This is a genomic window from Variovorax sp. 10N412 (assembly GCF_056394985.1).
In genome coordinates, this window is the sequence record NZ_JBFTIO010000004.1 from 232,112 (window position 1) to 251,032 (window position 18,921).

General features: G+C 71.0%; 3 protein-coding genes. All 3 read left to right on the forward strand.

Annotation, left to right across the window (positions count from 1 at the left end; genetic code table 11):
• Positions 1 to 2: 2 nt before the first annotated feature.
• Genes AC1DJH_RS13125 through AC1DJH_RS13135 form a run of 3 tightly spaced genes read left to right on the forward strand, consistent with a single transcriptional unit; the run spans position 3 to position 18,890 of the window.
• On the forward strand, positions 3 to 6,533 hold the full coding sequence (locus AC1DJH_RS13125; RefSeq protein WP_478185978.1) for an amino acid adenylation domain-containing protein: 6,531 nt from the start codon (positions 3 to 5) through the stop codon (positions 6,531 to 6,533).
• Positions 6,533 to 15,589, forward strand: coding sequence for an amino acid adenylation domain-containing protein (locus AC1DJH_RS13130; protein WP_478185979.1), 9,057 nt, complete (start codon positions 6,533 to 6,535; stop codon positions 15,587 to 15,589). Before AC1DJH_RS13125 ends, AC1DJH_RS13130 begins: the two co-directional genes overlap by 1 nt.
• A gap of 13 nt (positions 15,590 to 15,602) precedes the next feature.
• Positions 15,603 to 18,890, forward strand: a complete 3,288-nt coding sequence (locus tag AC1DJH_RS13135) for a non-ribosomal peptide synthetase (RefSeq protein WP_478185980.1) — start codon at positions 15,603 to 15,605, stop codon at positions 18,888 to 18,890.
• The last annotated feature ends 31 nt before the right edge of the window (positions 18,891 to 18,921 follow it).

Below are 18,921 nucleotides of genomic sequence, written 5' to 3' on the forward strand. Positions count from 1 at the left end.
CCATGCCCGACATCCAGGATATTTCCGCACGCCGCGCCAACCTCAGCGCGGAACAGCGTGCCCGCCTGCAGCAGCGGCTGCGCGGCGCGGGCACCGGCGCGCGCCAGGACGGGAGCGCGATCTCCCCGCGCCCCGAGCGCGATCGCGACCGCGCGCCGCTGTCCTTCGCGCAGCGCCGCCAGTGGTTCCTGTGGAAGCTGGACCCGGCGCGTACGGCCTACCACCTGAGCGGCGGGCTGGTGCTGACCGGCCCGCTAGACACCGACGCGCTGCGCGCGGGCCTGCAGGCGCTGGTGGACCGTCACGAGTCGCTGCGCACCGTCTTTCGCGAGGAAGGCGACGGCGGTGCGGCGCAAATCATCCAGCAGGGCGTGGCCGTCGAGCTGCCCCGCATCGACCTGAGCGCGCTGGACACCGCAGCACGCGAACAGGGTGTGCGCGCCGAGGTTCGGCGCATTCGCACCGAGCCCTTCGACCTCACGCGCGGCCCGCTGATGCGCGCGGTATTGCTGAAGACCGGCGAGCAGACGCACCAGCTGCTGGTGGTGATGCACCACATCGTGTCCGACGGATGGTCGGTGCAGCTCTCGCTCGACGAACTCGCCGCGCAGTACGCCGCGCGCGTGCAAGGCCGCTCCCCGGCGCTGGCGGCGCTGCCGGTCCAGTACGCCGACTACGCCGTGTGGCAGAACCAGTGGCTGGACGGCGGCGAGGGCGAACGCCAGCTGGCCTGGTGGCGCGACCACCTGGGCACGGAGCAGCCGGTGATCTCGCTGCACACGGACCGGCCGCGCAATGCCGATGGGCGCTATGGCTCGGCGCGCATCACCGCCGCCTTGCCGGCAGACACCGTTGCGCGGCTGCGCCAGCAGGCCCAGGGACAAGGCGCCACGCTGTTCATGGCGCTGCTCGCGGGCTTCAATGCGCTGCTGTTCCGGCACACCGGGCAGACCGATGCGCGCGTGGGGGTGCCCATTGCCAACCGCAACCGCGCGGAGACGGCGGGCGTGGTGGGCTTCTTCGTCAACACGCAGGTGCTGCGTTCGCGGATGGGGGCGCGCACCACGCTGGCCGAGCTGCTCGTGCAGACACGCGACACCGCCATCGGCGCCCAGACCCACCAGGACCTGCCGTTCGAACAGTTGGTCGGCGCGCTGCGGCCCGAACGCAGCCTGAGCGCGAACCCGCTGTTCCAGGTGATGTTCAACCACGTGCGGCGCGACCACCGCTCGCTGGCCAAGTGGCCGGGCGTGTCGGTGGAGCGGCTGGACTTCGAGGAGGAAGACGCGCAGTTCGAGTTGACGCTGCAGACGCTGGAGTTCGAGGATGGGCGGGTCGAGGCCAGCTTCTTGTATGCGGTGGAGCTGTTCGACAGGGAGACGATCGAGCGGATGGCGGGGCACTACCTGGCGGTGCTGGAGGCGTTGGCTGTAGAGCCTGAGGTGGCGGTGGGTGACGTGGTGTTGATGGGGGCTGCGGAGCGTGAGCAGCTTGCGCTCTGGAGCGAGAACCATCAAAGCCACGAGGGCGCGCAACCCGTGCACCGGCAGATCGAGGCGCATGCGAAGTTGCAGCCTTCTGCACCTGCGCTGGTCTTCGGTGACGAGGCGCTGAGTTATGCGGAACTCAATGCGCGTGCGAACCGTCTTGCGCATCGCTTGATCGCCTTGGGCGTGGGTCCGGACGTGCTGGTCGGCCTCTGCGTGGAGCGCTCCACCGAGATGATGGTGGGCATCCTTGCGGTGTTGAAGGCGGGTGGTGCGTACGTACCCCTTGACCCCGATTACCCGGCGGACCGGCTCTCCTACATGGTCGAAGACAGCGGCATTGCGTTGCTGTTGACCCAGAGCAGTTTGCGCTCGCTGATTCCCGGCGTCGAAGCGCTTGAAGTGCTGGAACTCGACACGCTCGATACGTCGTCCGAGTCGGATGCCAATCCGCAGGTCAACCTGCACGGCGAACACCTCGCCTACGTCATCTACACCTCGGGCTCCACAGGCCGCCCCAAGGGCGCGGCCATCAGGCAGCAAGCGTTGTTCAGCTGCATGGCCTGGATGCAGGAGTTCTACACGCTGGAAGGCGCCGACACCGTCCTGCACAAGGCGCCCTTCGGCTTCGACGTGTCGGTGTGGGAGATGTTCTGGCCGCTGACTTCCGGTGCAAGGCTGGTCATTGCCAACCCCGGCGATCACCGCGACCCGGTGCGCCTGGTCGAACTGATCCGGAAGCACCAGATCACGACGCTGAACTTCGTGCCCTCGATGCTGCAAGCCTTCCTGGCCTACGAGGGCATCGAGGCCACGACCAGGCTCAAGCACATCATCTGCGGCGGAGAGGCGATGCCTGCAGCCACGCAGAAGGAGGCGCTTCAACGCCTGAGCGGCGCGACCTTGCACAACCTGTACGGTCCGACGGAAACCACGATCCACGTCACCCAGTGGACGTGCCGAGATGACGGCAGCACCCAGGTGCCGATCGGCCGGCCGATCAGCGACACACAAGCGCATGTCCTCGACGAGAGCCTGAACGAAGTCCCTGCCGGTGTCGCTGGCGAGCTGTACCTGGGCGGCATCAACCTCGCACGCGGTTACTTGAAGCGAGCAGGCCTGACTGCCGAGCGGTTCATTGCAGCCAACGACGGAAAACGCCTGTACCGAACGGGCGACCTCGTGCGCTGGAACAACGAAGGCCAGCTGGAGTACCTGGGCCGCATCGACCACCAGGTGAAGGTGCGGGGCTTCCGCATCGAGCTGGGCGAGATCGAAGCGCAACTGCAGGCGCAACCCGAAGTGCGCGAAGCAGTCGTCGTAGCGAGCGAAGGCCCATCGGGCGCAAGGCTCGTGGCCTACGTCTCGGGCAACGACATCGACACGGCGACGCTCAGGGAACGCCTCGCCGAGACGCTACCGGACTACATGGTCCCCAGCGCAATCATGGTGCTCGACGCACTGCCCCTGAACGCCAACGGCAAGGTAGACCGCAAGGCACTGCCGGCGCCGGAGTTCACCAGCGACCGAGCGTACGAAGCCCCCGAGGGGGACGTCGAGCAAGCGCTTGCGGCGATCTGGGCCGACGTGCTGGGCTTGCCCCGCGTGGGCCGCACCGACAATTTCTTCGAGCTCGGCGGCGATTCCATCCTCAGCCTCAAGGTCACCGCGCGCGCGGCTCGGGCCGGCGTGCACCTGACGCCTCGCCAGATGTTCGAACACCAGAGCGTGGCGCGCATCGCGCATGCGCTCCAGGCCGGCCGCCCCGCGGAAACGCAGGCAATTCCCGTGCTGGGTGCGGCGCAGCGCGCCGGCAAACTGGCCTTGTCGCATGCACAGATGCGCCAGTGGTTCCTGTGGCAGCTCGATCCGTCGAGCACCGCGTACCACATCAGCGGCGCGCTGAAGATCGTGGGCCGGCTCGATGCCGCGGCCGTGCGTGCGAGCTTCGACGCGCTGGTGCAGCGCCACGCGTCGCTGCGCACCGTGTTCCGCGCCGACGCGCAGGGCCTGGCCGAGCAGGTCGTCCAGGAAGCCGGCCCGCTCGAACTGGCAACGGTCGACCTTGCCGCGTGGCGCACCGAGGCCGAACGCGAAACGCGCAGCCGCGAAGAAGCGCTGCGCCTGAGCCACACGCCTTTCGACCTGGCCGCAGGCCCGCTGCTGCGCGTCGGGCTGATCCGCCTCGCAACGGACGAACACCTGCTCGTCGTGGTGATGCACCACATCGTGTCCGACGGCTGGTCGATGCAGGTGCTCGTCGACGAATTCGTGGCGCACTACCGCGCCCATGTGCAGGGCGCCGCGGTCGTGCTGCCGCCGTTGCCGATCCAGTACACCGACTACGCCGCGTGGCAGCGCGACTGGCTCGAAGCCGGCGAACGCGACCGCCAGCTGGCGTACTGGACCCACCACATCGGCACCGGGCAGCCCGTGCTGCAGCTGCCCACCGACCACGCCAGAAAGGCCGACGGCCGCTACAGCGCCGCGCGGCACGGCTTCGAACTGCCGGGCGATCTGGTGCAGCGCCTGCAACGGCGCCTGCAGGGCCAGGGTGCCACGCTGTTCATGGGTCTGCTGGCTGGCTTCCAGGTGCTGCTGAGCCGCTACACCGGCGAGCCCGACATCCGCGTGGGCGTGCCCGTGGCCAACCGCCACCGTGCGGAGACCGAAGGCGTCATCGGCTTCTTCGTCAACACGCAGGTGCTGCGCAACGTGCTCGACGGGCGCGAGAGCCTGGCGCGCGTGCTGGCCCGCGCGAAAGACGCGGCGTTGGGCGCGCAGGCGCACCAGGACCTGCCGTTCGAGCAGCTGGTCGAAGCGTTGCAGCCCGAGCGCAGCCTGGGCGCCACCCCGCTGTTCCAGGTCATGTTCAATCACCAGCGGGGTGACCTGAAGGCACTGCACCGGCTGCCCGGGCTCACGCTGACCGAATGCGACCTGGACGCGCAGGCGGCGCAGTTCGAGCTGACGCTGGAGACCAGCGAAGGCGACGACGGCCGCGTGACGGCGAGCCTGCGCTACGCGGCGGAGCTGTTCGCGCCGCAAACCATCGCGCGCATGGCGGGCCACTACCTCGCGGTGCTGGCGGCGTTGGCCGACTGCCCCGCGCAGGCGGTGGGCGACGTGGTGCTGCTGGCACACGCCGAGCGCGCCCAGCTCGCTGCGTGGGGCGCACCCGTGCAAGCAGCCGAAGCGACCGGAGCGGCCGGAGCGACCGCGGCGGCCGGAACGGCGCAACCCATCCACCGGCTGATCGAACGCCAGGCGCAGGCGCGCCCCGATGCGGTGGCGCTGGTCTTCGGCGCGCAGACGCTGGGCTACGGCGAACTCAATGCGCAGGCCAACCGCCTTGCACACCGGTTGATCGCCCTGGGTGTGAGGCCCGAGACCCGGGTGGGCCTCGCGGTGGAGCGTTCGCTCGAGATGGTCGTGGGCATCCTGGCCATCCTGAAGGCCGGCGGCGCCTACGTGCCGCTGGACCCGGACTACCCCGCGGACCGCCTGGCCTTCATGGTGGCCGACAGCGGCATCGCACTGCTGCTCACGCAGGCCCACCTGCAGGCCCCCGCCATCGGCGCGCTGCAGGTGCTGCCGCTGGACACGCTCGACCTGTCCGCCGAGCCCGTCACCAACCCCGAGGTCGGGCTGCACGCCGACAGCCTCGCCTACGTCATCTACACCTCCGGCTCCACGGGCCGGCCCAAGGGCGCGCAGCTTTGCCATCGCAACGTGAGCCGCCTGCTCGGCGCCACCGACGCGTGGTTCGGCTTCGGCCCCGACGACGTCTGGACGCTGTTCCACTCCTACGCCTTCGACTTTTCCGTGTGGGAAATCTTCGGGGCGCTGTGCACCGGCGGCAAGCTGGTGATCGTGCCGTTCTGGGTCAGCCGCTCGCCGGAGGACTTCCTGCAGCTGCTGCGCACGCAGCGCGTGACCGTGCTCAACCAGACGCCTTCGGCCTTCGGGCAACTGGCCGGCTTGCCGCAGTCGCACGAAGGCGGCCTGGCGCTTCGCACGGTGATCTTCGGCGGCGAGGCGCTGGACCCGCAACGCCTGCGCGGCTGGATCGAGCGCCACGGCGACGACAGCCCCCGGCTGTTCAACATGTACGGCATCACCGAGACCACGGTGCACGTGACCTTCAGGCGCATCACCGCCGCCGACCTGGTGCAGGCGCGCAGCCCCGTGGGCATCGCGATTCCCGACCTCGGGTTGCGGGTGCTCGACGGGCAGCTCAACCCGATGCCGCTGGGCATCGCGGGCGAGCTGTACGTGTCGGGCGCCGGGCTGGCGCGCGGCTACCTGAACCGCGCAGGCCTGACGGCCGAGCGCTTCATCGCGGCGGAAGACGGCGCTCGCCTGTACCGCACCGGCGACCTGGTGAAGTGGAACCAGGAGGGCCAGCTGGAGTACCTGGGGCGCATCGACCACCAGTTGAAGGTGCGGGGCTTTCGCATCGAGCTGGGGGACATCGAGGCCGCCCTGCTGGCGCAGCCGGAGGTTCGCGAAGCGGTGGCACTCGCCAGCGAGGGCCAGGCGGGCACGCGGCTGGTGGGTTACGTGGCCGCGCAGGGCGGCCGGGCGATCGACGCGGCCGCGCTGCGCGAGCGCCTGGGCGAGCTGTTGCCCGAGCACATGGTCCCGGCGGTGCTGGTGGTGCTGGGCGCGCTGCCGCTGACCCCGAACGGCAAGGTCGACCGCAAGGCGCTGCCGGCGCCGGAGTTTTTGCCCGGCAACGCATACGAAGCGCCCAGGGGGGAGACCGAAGAACAGCTGGCCGCCATCTGGGCCGAGGTGCTGGGCGTGGCGCGCGTGGGCCGCGACGACAACTTCTTCGAGCTGGGCGGGCACTCGCTGCTCTCCACGCGGCTGGTGGCGCGCCTGCATGCGGCCATGCCCGGCGGGCTCACGGTGCGCGACGTCTTCCAGTACCCGACCCTGGCCGCCATGGCCGAGCGGATGGCCGCGGCCCTTCGGGACAGTCCCGCGGCCCAGGCCCTTTCAGAAATCGATTCGCTGCTGGACAGCATGGAGACCGCCTGATGGAAACCGCAGCAACCCGTCGCATCGCCGAGCGCTTTTCGCGCCTGTCGAGCGAGCAGCGCCGCGTGGTGTACGAGGGCATCCGTTCCCGGGGCCTGACGCTCGGGCAGTTCCCCATCCTGCCGCGCGAGGACGCGGCGCGGCACCGCTGCCCCGTGTCCTACGCGCAACTGCGCCAGTGGTTCCTGTGGCAGCTCGATCCGCAGAGCACGGCCTACCACATCAGCGATGCGCTCAAGCTCACGGGGCCGCTGGATGCGGACGCGGTGCACGCGAGCTTCAAGGCCTTGGTGGCCCGCCACGAATCGCTGCGCACGGTGTTTCGCGCCGATGCCGACGGACTCGCCGAGCAGCTGATTCGCGACAGCGGCGAGCTCGACTTCACGCTGCTGGACCTGGGCGATGCGGATGCCGGCGCGCGCGAGGCCATGGCCCGGGACGCGGCGCGGCGCATCTGCCACACGCCCTTCGACCTGACGCAAGGGCCGCTGATGAGGGTGGCGCTGGTTCGGCTGGCGCCTGAAACGCACCTGCTGGTGCTGGTGATGCACCACATCGTGTCCGACGGCGGCTCGCTGCAGATCGTCGTGGACGAGTTCGTGGCGCAGTACCGCGCCTGCGTGCGGCACGAAGCGGTGGCGTTGCAGGCCATGCCGGTCCAGTACGCCGACTACGCGGTGTGGCAGCGGCATTGGCTGGAAGCCGGCGAGCAGGAACGCCAGCTGGCCTACTGGAAAGCGCAGCTCGGCGACGCGCAGCCGGTGCTGCAACTGCCGCTGGACCGCGCCCGAAGGCCCGATGCCCGCTACGGCGCGGCCAGCCATCGGGTCGAACTACCGGCGTCGCTGGTGGACGGCCTGCACAAGCGGGCCCGCAGCCAGGGCGGCACGGTGTTCATGGTGCTGCTGGCCGGCTTCCAGGTGCTGCTCGGGCGCTGCAGCGGCCAGGAAGACATTCGCGTGGGCGTGCCGATTGCGAACCGCCACCGCATGGAAACCGAGGGCGTCGTCGGCTTCTTCGTCAACACGCAGGTGCTGCGCGCGGCGGTGGACAGCCGCAGCAGCCTGCTGCAGGTGCTGGCGCGCACGCAGGAGGCGGCACTGGGCGCGCAGATGCACCAGGACCTGCCGTTCGAGCAACTGGTCGAGGCCCTGCAGCCCGAGCGCATTCCGGGCGTGCAGCCGCTGTTCCAGGTGCTGTTCAATCACCAGCGCGCGGACTTCTCGGCCCTGGAAGGGCTGCCGGGGCTGGCGCTGGCGCCGTGGGACCTGGGCACCCAGGCCGCGCAGTTCGAGCTGATGCTGGTCACCGACGAAAGCCCCGACGGTCGGCTGCATGCGAAGTTCAGCTATGCGCCGGAGCTGTTCGATGCCTCGACCATCGAGCGCATGGCGGGCCACTACCTGGCGGTGCTGCAGGCCCTGGCGCAGCGCCCCGAGCAGACCGTGGGCGAGGTGGCGCTGCTGAGCGAGGCCGAAAGCGCGCAGCTGGTGGCCTGGGGCGCGAATGCGCAAGGCTTCGACCAGTCGACGCCGGTGCACCGCCTGGTCGAGCGGCAGGCCGCGGCGCATCCCGACGCCACGGCGCTGGCGCTCGGCGACCAGACGATGAGCTACGGCGAACTCAATGCCAGGGCCAACCGCCTCGCCCACCACCTGATCGGCCTGGGCGTGAAGGCGGAGACCCGGGTGGGCATCGCGGTGGAACGCTCCATGGAGATGGTGGTGGGCCTGCTGGGCATCCTGAAGGCCGGCGGCGCCTATGTGCCGCTGGACCCCGCGTACCCGCCCGAGCGGCTCGCCTACATGGTGCGCGACAGCGGCGTGGCGCTGCTGCTGACGCAAAGCCACCTGCAGTCGCTGGTGCCGGGTGCCGGGGCGCTGCGCGTGCTGGCGCTGGACGCGCTGGACCTGCACGCGCAGCCGCAGGGCAACCCGCAGGTCGCGGTGCACGGCCAGAACCTTGCCTACGTGATCTACACCTCGGGCTCCACCGGCAGGCCCAAGGGCGCGCAGATGTGCCACGGCAACGTGACGCGGCTGCTGGACGCCACCGACGCCTGGTTCGGATTCGGGCCGCAAGACACCTGGACCCTGTTCCATTCCTATGCCTTCGATTTCTCCGTCTGGGAGATCTTCGGGGCGCTGTGTACCGGCGGTACGCTGGTCATCGTGCCGTTCTGGGTCAGCCGCTCGCCGGAGGACTTCCTGCAGCTGCTGCGCACGCGCAAGGTGACGGTGCTCAACCAGACGCCGTCGGCGTTCGGCCAGTTGACCAGCCTGCCGCAGGCCTGGCGGGACGGCGGGAACGGCGGGGGCAGTGAGGGCGGTGAGGGCGACCAGGACCGCCTGTCGCTGCGCGTGGTGATCTTCGGCGGCGAGGCGCTGGACCCGCAGCGGCTGCGCCAGTGGATCGCGCACCACGGCGACGACAGCCCGCAGCTGGTCAACATGTACGGCATCACCGAGACGACGGTGCACGTGACCTACCGCCGGATCACCGTGGCGGACCTGGACCGGCAGCGCAGCCCGGTCGGCCTGGCGATTCCGGACCTCGGGCTGCGGGTGCTCGATGCGCAGCTGAACCTGGTGCCGGTGGGCGTGCCCGGCGAACTGCACGTGTCGGGTGCCGGCCTGGCGCGCGGCTACCTGCACAGGGCCGCCCTGACGTCGGAGCGCTTCGTGGCGGCGGCGAACGGAGAGCGTCTGTACCGCACGGGCGACCTGGTGCGCTGGGACGCCGAAGGGCAACTGGCGTACCTGGGGCGCATCGACCACCAGGTGAAGGTGCGAGGCTTTCGCATCGAGCTGGGAGAGATCGAGGCGCAACTGCTGGCACAGCCCGAGGTGCGCGAGGCCGTGGTGGTGGCCGACGAAGGTCCCGCCGGCACGCGCCTGGCGGGCTATGTGTCGGCGCAGGCGGGCCACGTGGCCGACGCTGCGCAGCTGAAGTCGCGGCTGGGCGAGGCCTTGCCCGACTACATGGTTCCCGCGGTGGTCATGGTGCTCGACGGGCTGCCGTTGAACGCGAACGGAAAGGTCAACCGGCAGGCGCTGCCGGCGGCGGCGTTCACGAGCGAGCGGGCGTACGAGGCGCCCGTGGGCGAGCACGAGCAGAAGCTCGCGGCCATCTGGGCCGACGTGCTCGGCGTGGAACGCGTGGGCCGCGAGGACGACTTCTTCGAGCTGGGCGGCCATTCGCTGCTGGCGCTGCGGCTGCTGGAGCGCATGCGCGCCCAAGGCCTGGCCGCGCAGGTGCGCACGCTGTTCCAGCAGCCCCGGCTCGGCGCCTTCGCGCAGGCGTTGGCGCAGGCGCCGGCGCGCGCCGAGGTGGTCGTTCCGGCCAACGGGATTCCGGCGGAGTGCCGGGCCATCGAGCCGCGGATGCTGACGCTGGTGGCGCTGGACGCGCCGCAGATCGCGCGCATCGAGGCGGCCGTGCCGGGCGGGGTCGCCAACATCCAGGACATCTACCCCCTGGTGCCCATGCAGGAGGGCATGCTCTTCCATCACCGCCTGCATGCCGAGGCGGATGCCTACGTCACGCTGAACAGCCTGAGCTTCGACAGCCGCGACGGGCTGCTGCGCTTCGTCGCCAGCTTCAACGAGGTGATCGCGCGCCACGACATCCTGCGGACCGCCGTCATGTGGGAAGAGCTCCCCGAGCCGGTGCAGGTGGTGCATCGCCGGGCCGCGCTCGAGCTCCAGTGGCTCGCCGATGCCGCGCCGGCCGCCTCGCGCATCGACGTGCGCAGGGCGCCGATGCTTGCGGCCGTCGCGGCGCATGACGCGGTGAACGCCCGCTGGCTGCTCCAGCTGTCCAGCCATCACCTGGTGGTGGACCACACCACGCTGGAACTGGTGGTCGAGGAAATCTCGCTGATCCAGCAAGGACGGCGGGCCGAACTGTCGGCGCCCGTGCCGTTCCGGCGCTTCGTCGGCCAGGCCCGTCTGGACGGCGGCCTGGCCGGGCACCAGGCCTTCTTCAGCCAGATGTTGGCCGACGTGGAAGAGCCGACGGCACCCTTCGGCCTGCTCGACGTGCAGGGCGACGGCACCCGGGTGCGGGAGGCCTCGGTGGTGCTGGACACCGGGCTCGCGGCGCAGGTCAGGCACCAGGCGCAGGCGCACGGCGTGAGCGCCGCCGCGCTGTTCCACACGGCCTGGGCGATGGTGCTGGGCAAGACCGCGGGCCGGGACGACGTGGTGTTCGGCACCGTGCTGTTCGGCCGCATGCAGGGCGGCGCGAACGTGGACCGCGCCCTGGGCATGTTCATCAACACGCTGCCCGTGCGCATCCGGCTGGGAACGCAGGGCGTGCAGGCCTGCGTTCGACACACGCATGCGGCGCTGATCGAGCTGATGCACCACGAATACGCCAGCCTGTCGCTGGCGCAGCGCTGCAGCGGACTGCCGCAGCGCATGCCGCTGTTCACGGCGCTGCTGAACTACCGCTACGGCGCGCGGCAGGGCAAGCCGGCCAAGGCCGTCGATGCGGCCCAGCCGTGGCAGGGCATGCAGATCCTGGGCAGCAGGGAGCGCACCAACTATCCGGTCGAGATGGCGGTGGACGACCTGGGCGAGGGCTTTGCGCTGGCCGCGCAGATTCACGAATCGGTGGACGCCGGGCGCGTGTGCGGCTTGATGATCGCCGCCGTCGAGACCATCGTGCAGGCCCTGGCGCAGCAGCCCGGGCGGCGGGTCTGCGAACTCGAGCTGATGTCCGGCGGCGAGCAGCGCCAGCTCGCCGCGTGGGGCGAAAACACCGTGCGATACGACGGCGACCTGCCGGTGCACCGGCTGATCGAGCGCCAGGTTGCGCGCCATCCGCAGGCGGTTGCGCTGGTCTTCGGCGACCAGGCCCTGAGCTACGCGGAACTCAATGCACGGGCCAATCGCCTGGCCCATTGCCTGATCGCGCTGGGCGTGAAGCCGGAGGCCCGGGTAGGCATCGCGCTCGAGCGCTCCATCGACATGGTGGTGGGCGTGCTGGCGGTCCTGAAGGCCGGCGGCGCCTATGTGCCGCTGGACCCGGAACATCCGGCGGACCGGCTGGCCCACATGGTGGCCGAGAGCGGCATCGGGTGGCTGCTCACGCAGAGCCACCTGGGTGCCCTGTGGCCGCGCGCCGGGGCGCTTCGGGTGCTGGCGCTGGACACGCTGGACACCCGCGGCTGCGCCGATGCCAACCCGCAGGTCGCGCTGGACGGCGAGAACCTGGCCTACGTCATCTATACCTCCGGCTCCACCGGCAAGCCGAAGGGCGTGATGGTGCGGCACCGGTCGCTCAGCCACTTCATGCGCAGCATGAAGGACGCGCCGGGCATGGCACCGGACGACGTGCTGGTGGCGGTCACCTCGCTGTCGTTCGACATCGCGGCCCTGGAGCTTTACCTGCCGCTGCTGAGCGGCGCGCGCATCGTGCTGGCGTCGAGGGATGCCGTGCGAAGCGGCGGCGCGCTCGGCGAGCTCCTGCATGCCAGCGGTGCCACGGTGCTGCAGTCGACGCCCGCGGGCTGGCGGCTCTTGCGGGCCACCGGGTGGAACGGCAGCCGGCGCGCGAACTTCAAGGGCCTGTGCGGCGGAGAAGCGCTGCAGCAGGACCTTGCCGACGACCTGCTGACGCTGGGTGTCGAGCTGTGGAACATGTACGGTCCCACCGAAACCACGATCTGGTCCACGGCCGCGCGGGTTCGCGGCACGCCGCGCATCGGCGGGCCGATCGCGGCCACGACGCTCCACGTGCTGGACGGGTTCCTGAACCCGGCGCCCGTGGGCGTGCCGGGCGAACTGTTCCTGGGCGGCATCGGCCTGGCGCGCGGCTACTTCCAGCGCGCGGCCCTGACGTCGGAGCGCTTCGTGGCGGCGGCGAACGGAGAGCGGCTGTACCGCACGGGCGACCTGGTGCGCTGGGACGCCGAAGGGCAACTGGCGTACCTGGGGCGCATCGACCACCAGGTGAAGGTGCGGGGCTTTCGCATCGAGCTGGGAGAGATCGAGGCGCAGCTGCTGGCGCAGCCCGAGGTGCGGGAGGCCGTGGTGGTGGCGCGCGAAAGTGTGGGAGGTGCGGGCGGTGCAGGTGGTGCGGGCGGTGCGTCGCTGGTCGGCTACATCGCCTTGCAGGCCGGGCAGGCGATGGACACCGGCGTGCTGCGAACGCGGCTCGCGGCGGCGTTGCCCGACTACATGGTCCCGGCCGCCGTCGTCGTGCTCGAGCGCCTGCCCTTGAACGGCAACGGCAAGGTCGATCGCAAGGCACTGCCCGCGGTGGAGTTCGCGGGCGAGCGGGCCTACGAGGCGCCCGCCGACGCGGTGGAAGCGCAGCTGGCCGCCCTCTGGGCCCAGGTGCTGGGCGTGGCGCGCGTGGGGCGGCACGACAATTTCTTCGAGCTCGGCGGGCATTCGCTGCTGGCTGCGCAACTGGCGTCGAGGGCCCGCGTCGAAGGCGGCTTCGAGCTGCCGCTGCGCCGGATCTTCGAGCACCCGGTGCTCCTCGATCTTGCAGGCGTGGCCCGGCAGGCGATGCACGAGGCACCGCCGGCCGGCCAGGAGCCGGTGCTGCAACCGATCGGCCGCGTGGCCGAGATGAAGCTTTCCCCTGCGCAACAGCGCCTGTGGCTGGTGAACCGGCTGGCCGATGCATCGGCGGGCCAGCACGCGGCCTACAACATCTCCGCGGCGCTGCGTCTGTCGGGCGCGCTCGACGTCGATCTGGTCCGGGCCACGCTCGATGCGCTCGTGCAGCGGCACGAAGTGCTGCGCACCTGGTTCCCCGAGAACGACGACGGCGATCCCGTGGCGCGCATCGCGCCGGGCGGTGGCCTTGTCGTTCCGCTGACGGACCTCTCGCACCTCGCGGGCGAACGCCAGGCGAGCGCGATGCACGACGCGCTCGCCGCGCACGCGGGCACCGCGTTCGACCTGGGCGCCCGCCCGGCCTTCGCGGCCGCCGTGCTGCGCCTGCAGCCCGAGGTGCATGTGCTGCTGCTGTGCGTGCACCACATCGTGTTCGACGGTTGGTCGGAAGCCGTCTTCGTGCAGGACTTCATGGCCTTGTACGCGGCGCTGCGGGACGGGCGGGATTCGCCGCTCGCGCCCCTCGCAATCCAGTACGCGGACTACGCCGACTGGCATCACCGAAAGATCGCGCAGCGCTTTGCGCGCGATGCCGCGTTCTGGCGCGGCTACCTGCAGGGCGCCCCCGCCGTGTCCACGCTGGGCCCCGACCGCGCGCGCCCCCGCGTGGCGTCGACGGCGGGCGACACGGTCGGCATCGACGTGGGGCACGAGCTCGCGCAGGCGTTGCACGGCCTGGCCAGGGCGCAGAAGACCTCGCTGTACGTGGTGCTGCTGTCGACCTTCCTGCTGATGCTGCACCGGCAGGCGGCCACCGACGACCTGGTGGTCGGCACCGACGTTGCCGGGCGCGACCACCCGGCGCTCGAGGACCTGATCGGTTTCTTCGTCGGCGTCGTGCCGCTGCGCTCCCGGCTCGCGCCCGCGCTGGCGTTCGTGCAGTGGCTCGCGAAGGTCAAGGAGAGCACGCTGTCGGCCTTCGAGCACCAGGACGTGCCGTTCGAGCAGATCGTCGAGCTGGCCGGCGTGCCGCGCACCCGCGAACACAGCCCGCTGGTGCAGGTGCTGTTCGTCATGCAGAACACGCCCGAAGGGCGCTTCGAGATCCCGGGCGTCGTTGTCGAGCCCATCGCGAAACCCGTGACCACCTCGAAGTTCGATCTCGCGGTCTTCGTGAGCGAGAGCGCGCGCGGCCTGCGCGCCGAGTGGACTTTTGCCTCCAGCCTGTACCGGCGCGAAACCATCGAGCGCGCGTCGCTCGCGTGGCGCGACCTGCTGCAGCAGGTGGTCGCCGCACCCGAGGGGCTGCTGGCGCATTTCGTCATTCAAGCCAACCCGGAAACAAAAAACATGTCATCCAGTTCGCCCACGCTGGGCAAGTTGCACAAGCTCAAGAAATTCGCGGACAAGGCGCGTGGGGCCCCGGCGGCGCCGCGCTCGCCCGTGCGCACCTCCTTCCTTTCGGCGCAGCGGACGTTCCCGCTGGTCATCGAGGCCGCGAGCAGCGACATCGACGCGGTGGCGTGGGCCCGGGAGCAGCGCGACTCCATCGAGGCGAGCCTCTGCACGCATGGCGGCATCCTGCTGCGCAACTTCGGCCTGCGCACGCCGCAGGAGTTCGAGGCCTTCGCGGAAGTGATCGAGCCCGAGCTCTACGGCGGCTACGGCGATCTGCCGAAGAAGGAGGGCGGGCGCAACACCTACCGCTCGACGCCGTACCCCGAGCGCCAGATGATCCTGTTTCACAACGAGAGTTCGCATCTCGAGCGCTGGCCGCGCAAGCAGTGGTTCTTCTGCGAGCAGCCTTCGCCCGTGGGGGGCGCCACGCCCATCGTCGATTGCCGGGAGATGCTGCGCCACCTGCCGCCCGACGTGGTGGCCGAGTTCGAGCGCAGGGAGCTGCTGTACGTGCGCACCTTCATGCCCCGGCTGGACGTGAGCTGGCAGGACTTCTTCAAGACCGACAGCAAGGCGCAGGTCGAGCACCGCCTCGCGCTGGCCGGCACCGTCTGGCGCTGGCTGGACGACGAGACGCTGCAGACGCGCACCCGCTGTCCCGCGGTGATCACGCACCCGGTCACGGGCGAGCGCGTGTTCTTCAACCAGGTCCAGCTGCACCACGCGAGCTGCCTGGAGGCGGACGCGCGCGAAGACCTGCTGGCCGTGGCCGGCGGCCTGGACCGGCTGCCGCGCCACGTGACCTATGGCGACGGCACGCCGATCGACGACCAGACCATGGCCGTCGTCGGCCGTGCGTATGAAGCCTGCGCCGTGCGCTTCGACTGGCGCCAAGGCGATGTGGTGATGCTCGACAACATGCTCGCGGCGCACGCGCGCGACCCGTACGAGGGGCCGCGCAAGATCGTGGTGGCGATGGGCGCGATGTGCGACCGCGCCACGCTCGCGCAAGCTGCCGGCGCGGGCGGCGCGGGGGGCAACTTGCCCGCCGCCGCAGGGCAGCCCGTGGTGTCGGAGGGCTGAAGCGATGGCTGCGATGTTCGAGACCCCGGCTTTCCTTGCCTCTTCTTCCTCCTTGCCGCTCAGCCCGGAGCAGCGTGCCGCCTGGGCCCAGCACGGGGAGCACGCCGCGACCGGCGCGCCCAGGCTCGTGCTGCTGGCCGATCTTGAAGGCGAGCTCGATGCGGCGCGCCTGGAGGCCGCGGTGCAATCGGTCGTGCGGACCCATGGCGCCTTGCACGCGGCGGTGTTGCAGGTTCCCGGCTTCCGCGGCCTGCGGCAACAGGCGCGCGATGCGGCGCCGGCGGCGCCGCATTGGCACAGGGTCGACCTTTGCGGTGGCACCGACAGCGCCGACAGCGCGGCCGCGCTGGCCGACTGGACCGCCGGCTGCACGCAGGCGCCGCTGGACGTTGCAAGCGGCGCGCTGCTGCGCGTCGGCCTCGCCCGGATCGGCGAAACGCGGCACAAGCTGCTGTTGGTGGCCAGCGTGTTCGCCGCGGACAAGGGCAGCCTGCAGTGCCTGCTGGACCAGGTGGCCACGGCCTACCTGACGGGGCAGGCCGTCGATGCGGACGAGGTCTTTCAGTACGCGCAGTTCGTCGAATGGCGCCAGGAGCTCGACGGCGCCGAAGAAGCGGACGAAGGGCGCGCCTACTGGCGTGCGTGCATCGAGCGTGCCGGCGTACTGCAGGCGCCACGGCTGAACACCCGCATGGACGGCGTGCGCGAGGCCACGCCGGCAGGCGTGCGTACATGCATCAGCCACGCGCTGCCTCTGGACGCAACCCTTGCTGCCCGCGCGCAGGAAGTGGCCGGGCAGAACGGCTGCGACACGGCGCTGCTGATGCAGGCCGTGTGGTGGCTGTTGCTGGCGCGGTTGACGGGCCACCGGCCGTTCGTTGCCGGCTGGCAGAACGATTGCCGGCGCAACTACGAAGTGATGCAGGGCGCCGTGGGTGTGTTCGAGAAGATCCTGCCGATGGTCGTGGACATCGCGCCCGAGGAGCGGTTCTCGCACTGGCTCGCGCGCCTGGGCGCAACGCTCGAGGCGCACACCGAGGCGCAGGAGTACTGGGCGATCGATGCGCCGCCGATGTCCGCGCAGCTCGACGTGGGGTTCACGTTCGACGAGGCGCCGGTGCGGCTGCAGGGCGGCATGGCGTGGCGCGTGGAGGCCGCGCCCGGCCCGTCGCCTTGCTTCGAGCTGGCGCTGCAGGTCGGGCAGGCCGGACAGCCCGGGCAGGGGCTCTCCCTGCGCTTGCATGCCGATGCAGCGCGCCACTCGCCGCAGTCGCTGGAGCGGCTGCTGTGGCAGTACGCCACCTTGCTGGCGAGTGCCCTGGCGCAGCCGCATGCGCCGGTCGGCGGTCTTGCGCTGGTCGGCGAGCGCGAGCGCGAGCTGCTGCTGCGCGCGGCCCACGGCGCGGTGGCCGACTTCGGAACCCTCACGCTGGCCGAGCAGGTCGCCGGCTGGGCGCGCACGACGCCGGACGCGCCCGCGCTCGAGGCCGGCGACCTGCGGCTGAGCTACCGCGAATTCGATGCGCGGATCGACCGCATGGCGCACGGCCTGCGGGCCCGGGGGGCCGTGGCCGGCACGCTGGTGGCGCTCGACCTTGCGCGCTCGGCCGACCTGCTGGTGGCGATGTTCGCGAGTTGGCGCATCGGAGCGGGCTACCTGCCGCTGGACCCCGAGTGGCCCGCCGCCCGGCGCCAGGCCGTGCTGGAAGATGCCAGGCCGTCGCTCGTGCTCCATGCCGCCGGGCCGCTGCCGGCCGGCCCCGTGCCGTGGCGAGAGGTTTCGCTGGATGCCATGGACGGCAAGGACCTCGACGGCGCGGCCGGCAGCGTGCCGGCACACCGGCCCGCGATGCAGGACCTGGCCTATGTGCTCTACACCTCGGGCTCGACCGGCACGCCCAAGGGCGTGGTGATCGAGCAGGGCCAGCTGCTCAACTACGTGGCCGCGGTGTCGTCGGCCATGGATCTGGGCCGGTGCCGCCGCTGGGCGCTCACCAGCTCGGTCGTCGCGGACCTGGGCAACACGGCGCTCTTCAGCGCGTTCCACCACGGCGCCTGCCTCGTCGTGGCAGGACCGGGCGACGTGAAGGACGCGCACGCTTTCGCGGGCTTCATGCGCGAGCGCCGCGTCGACGCGCTCAAGATGGTGCCCTCCCACCTGGAGGCCCTGCTGGAGGACGAGGCGCCGCAGCTGCCCGCCACGCTGGTGCTGGGCGGCGAGGCCGCACCGCGCTCGCTCATCGAGCGCATCGCCCGGCTTGCACCGCAGACCGTGGTCTACAACCACTACGGCCCCACGGAAACGACGGTGGGCGTGATGGTGCACCGGGTGTCCGCAGGCGGGGCGGCCGTGTCCGCGCTCTCGGGCCCGGCTTCGGTGTTGCCGCTGTCGCGCGTGCTGGCGAACAACCGCGTCCACGTGCTGGACGAGGCCTTGCAACCGGTGCCGGCCGGCGCGCTCGGGGCGGTGTACGTCGGCGGCGCGCAGCTGTGCCGCGGCTACCTGAACCGGGAGGTGGAGGGCGCCTTCGTCGCCGATCCGTTCCTGCCCGGGCAAAGGCTCTACCGCACGGGCGACCTGGCGTGCGTGCTGCCCGAGGGGGGCCTGCGCCTGGCGGGACGCGCCGACGACCAGGTCAAGGTGCGGGGCTTTCGCGTGGAGCCGGCCGAGGTGGAGGCGGTGTTGCTGTCGCAGCCCGGCGTGCGGCAGGCCGTGGTTGTGGTTCTGGCGCCGGCCGGCGGCGTTGCCGACGCCGAGCTCCGGGCCTTCGTCGTGCCCGACGCGGCGCTCGCGTCCGAAGCCGGACGTGCGGCGCTGACGGGGCAGCTCGCCACGCTGCTGCCGGCGCACATGGTGCCCGCGCGCTGCACCTTCGTTGCGGAGTTCGCGCGGCTGCCGAACGGAAAGATAGACCGGCAGTCGTTGCTGGCAGCGGCAAGCGCCGACGCGCGGGGCGCGGGCATGGCGGGCACGGCGGCCACGGCGGTGACGGCGCCGCCGCGTGACGCGCTCGAATCGGTGCTGGCCGGGTGCATGGCCACGCTGGTCGGGCGCGATGCCATCGGCGTGGACGACGACTTCTTCGAACTGGGCGGGCACTCGCTGCTGGTGATCAAGCTGGTGGCGCGCCTGCGCAAGCTGCTGCGCGTCGATGTGGCGCCGGGGCTGGTGTTCGACCATCCCTCGGTCGCCTCGCTGGCGGCGGCGCTTCGGGCGATGGAGGGCGCGGACGCCGAGCGAATGGAAACGAGTGCGCGCGCGCACGAAGAGGCCCGGCGCCAGGATGCGCCCGGCGCATGAGCGGCGGGTTGCACATGCACATGCTCATGCA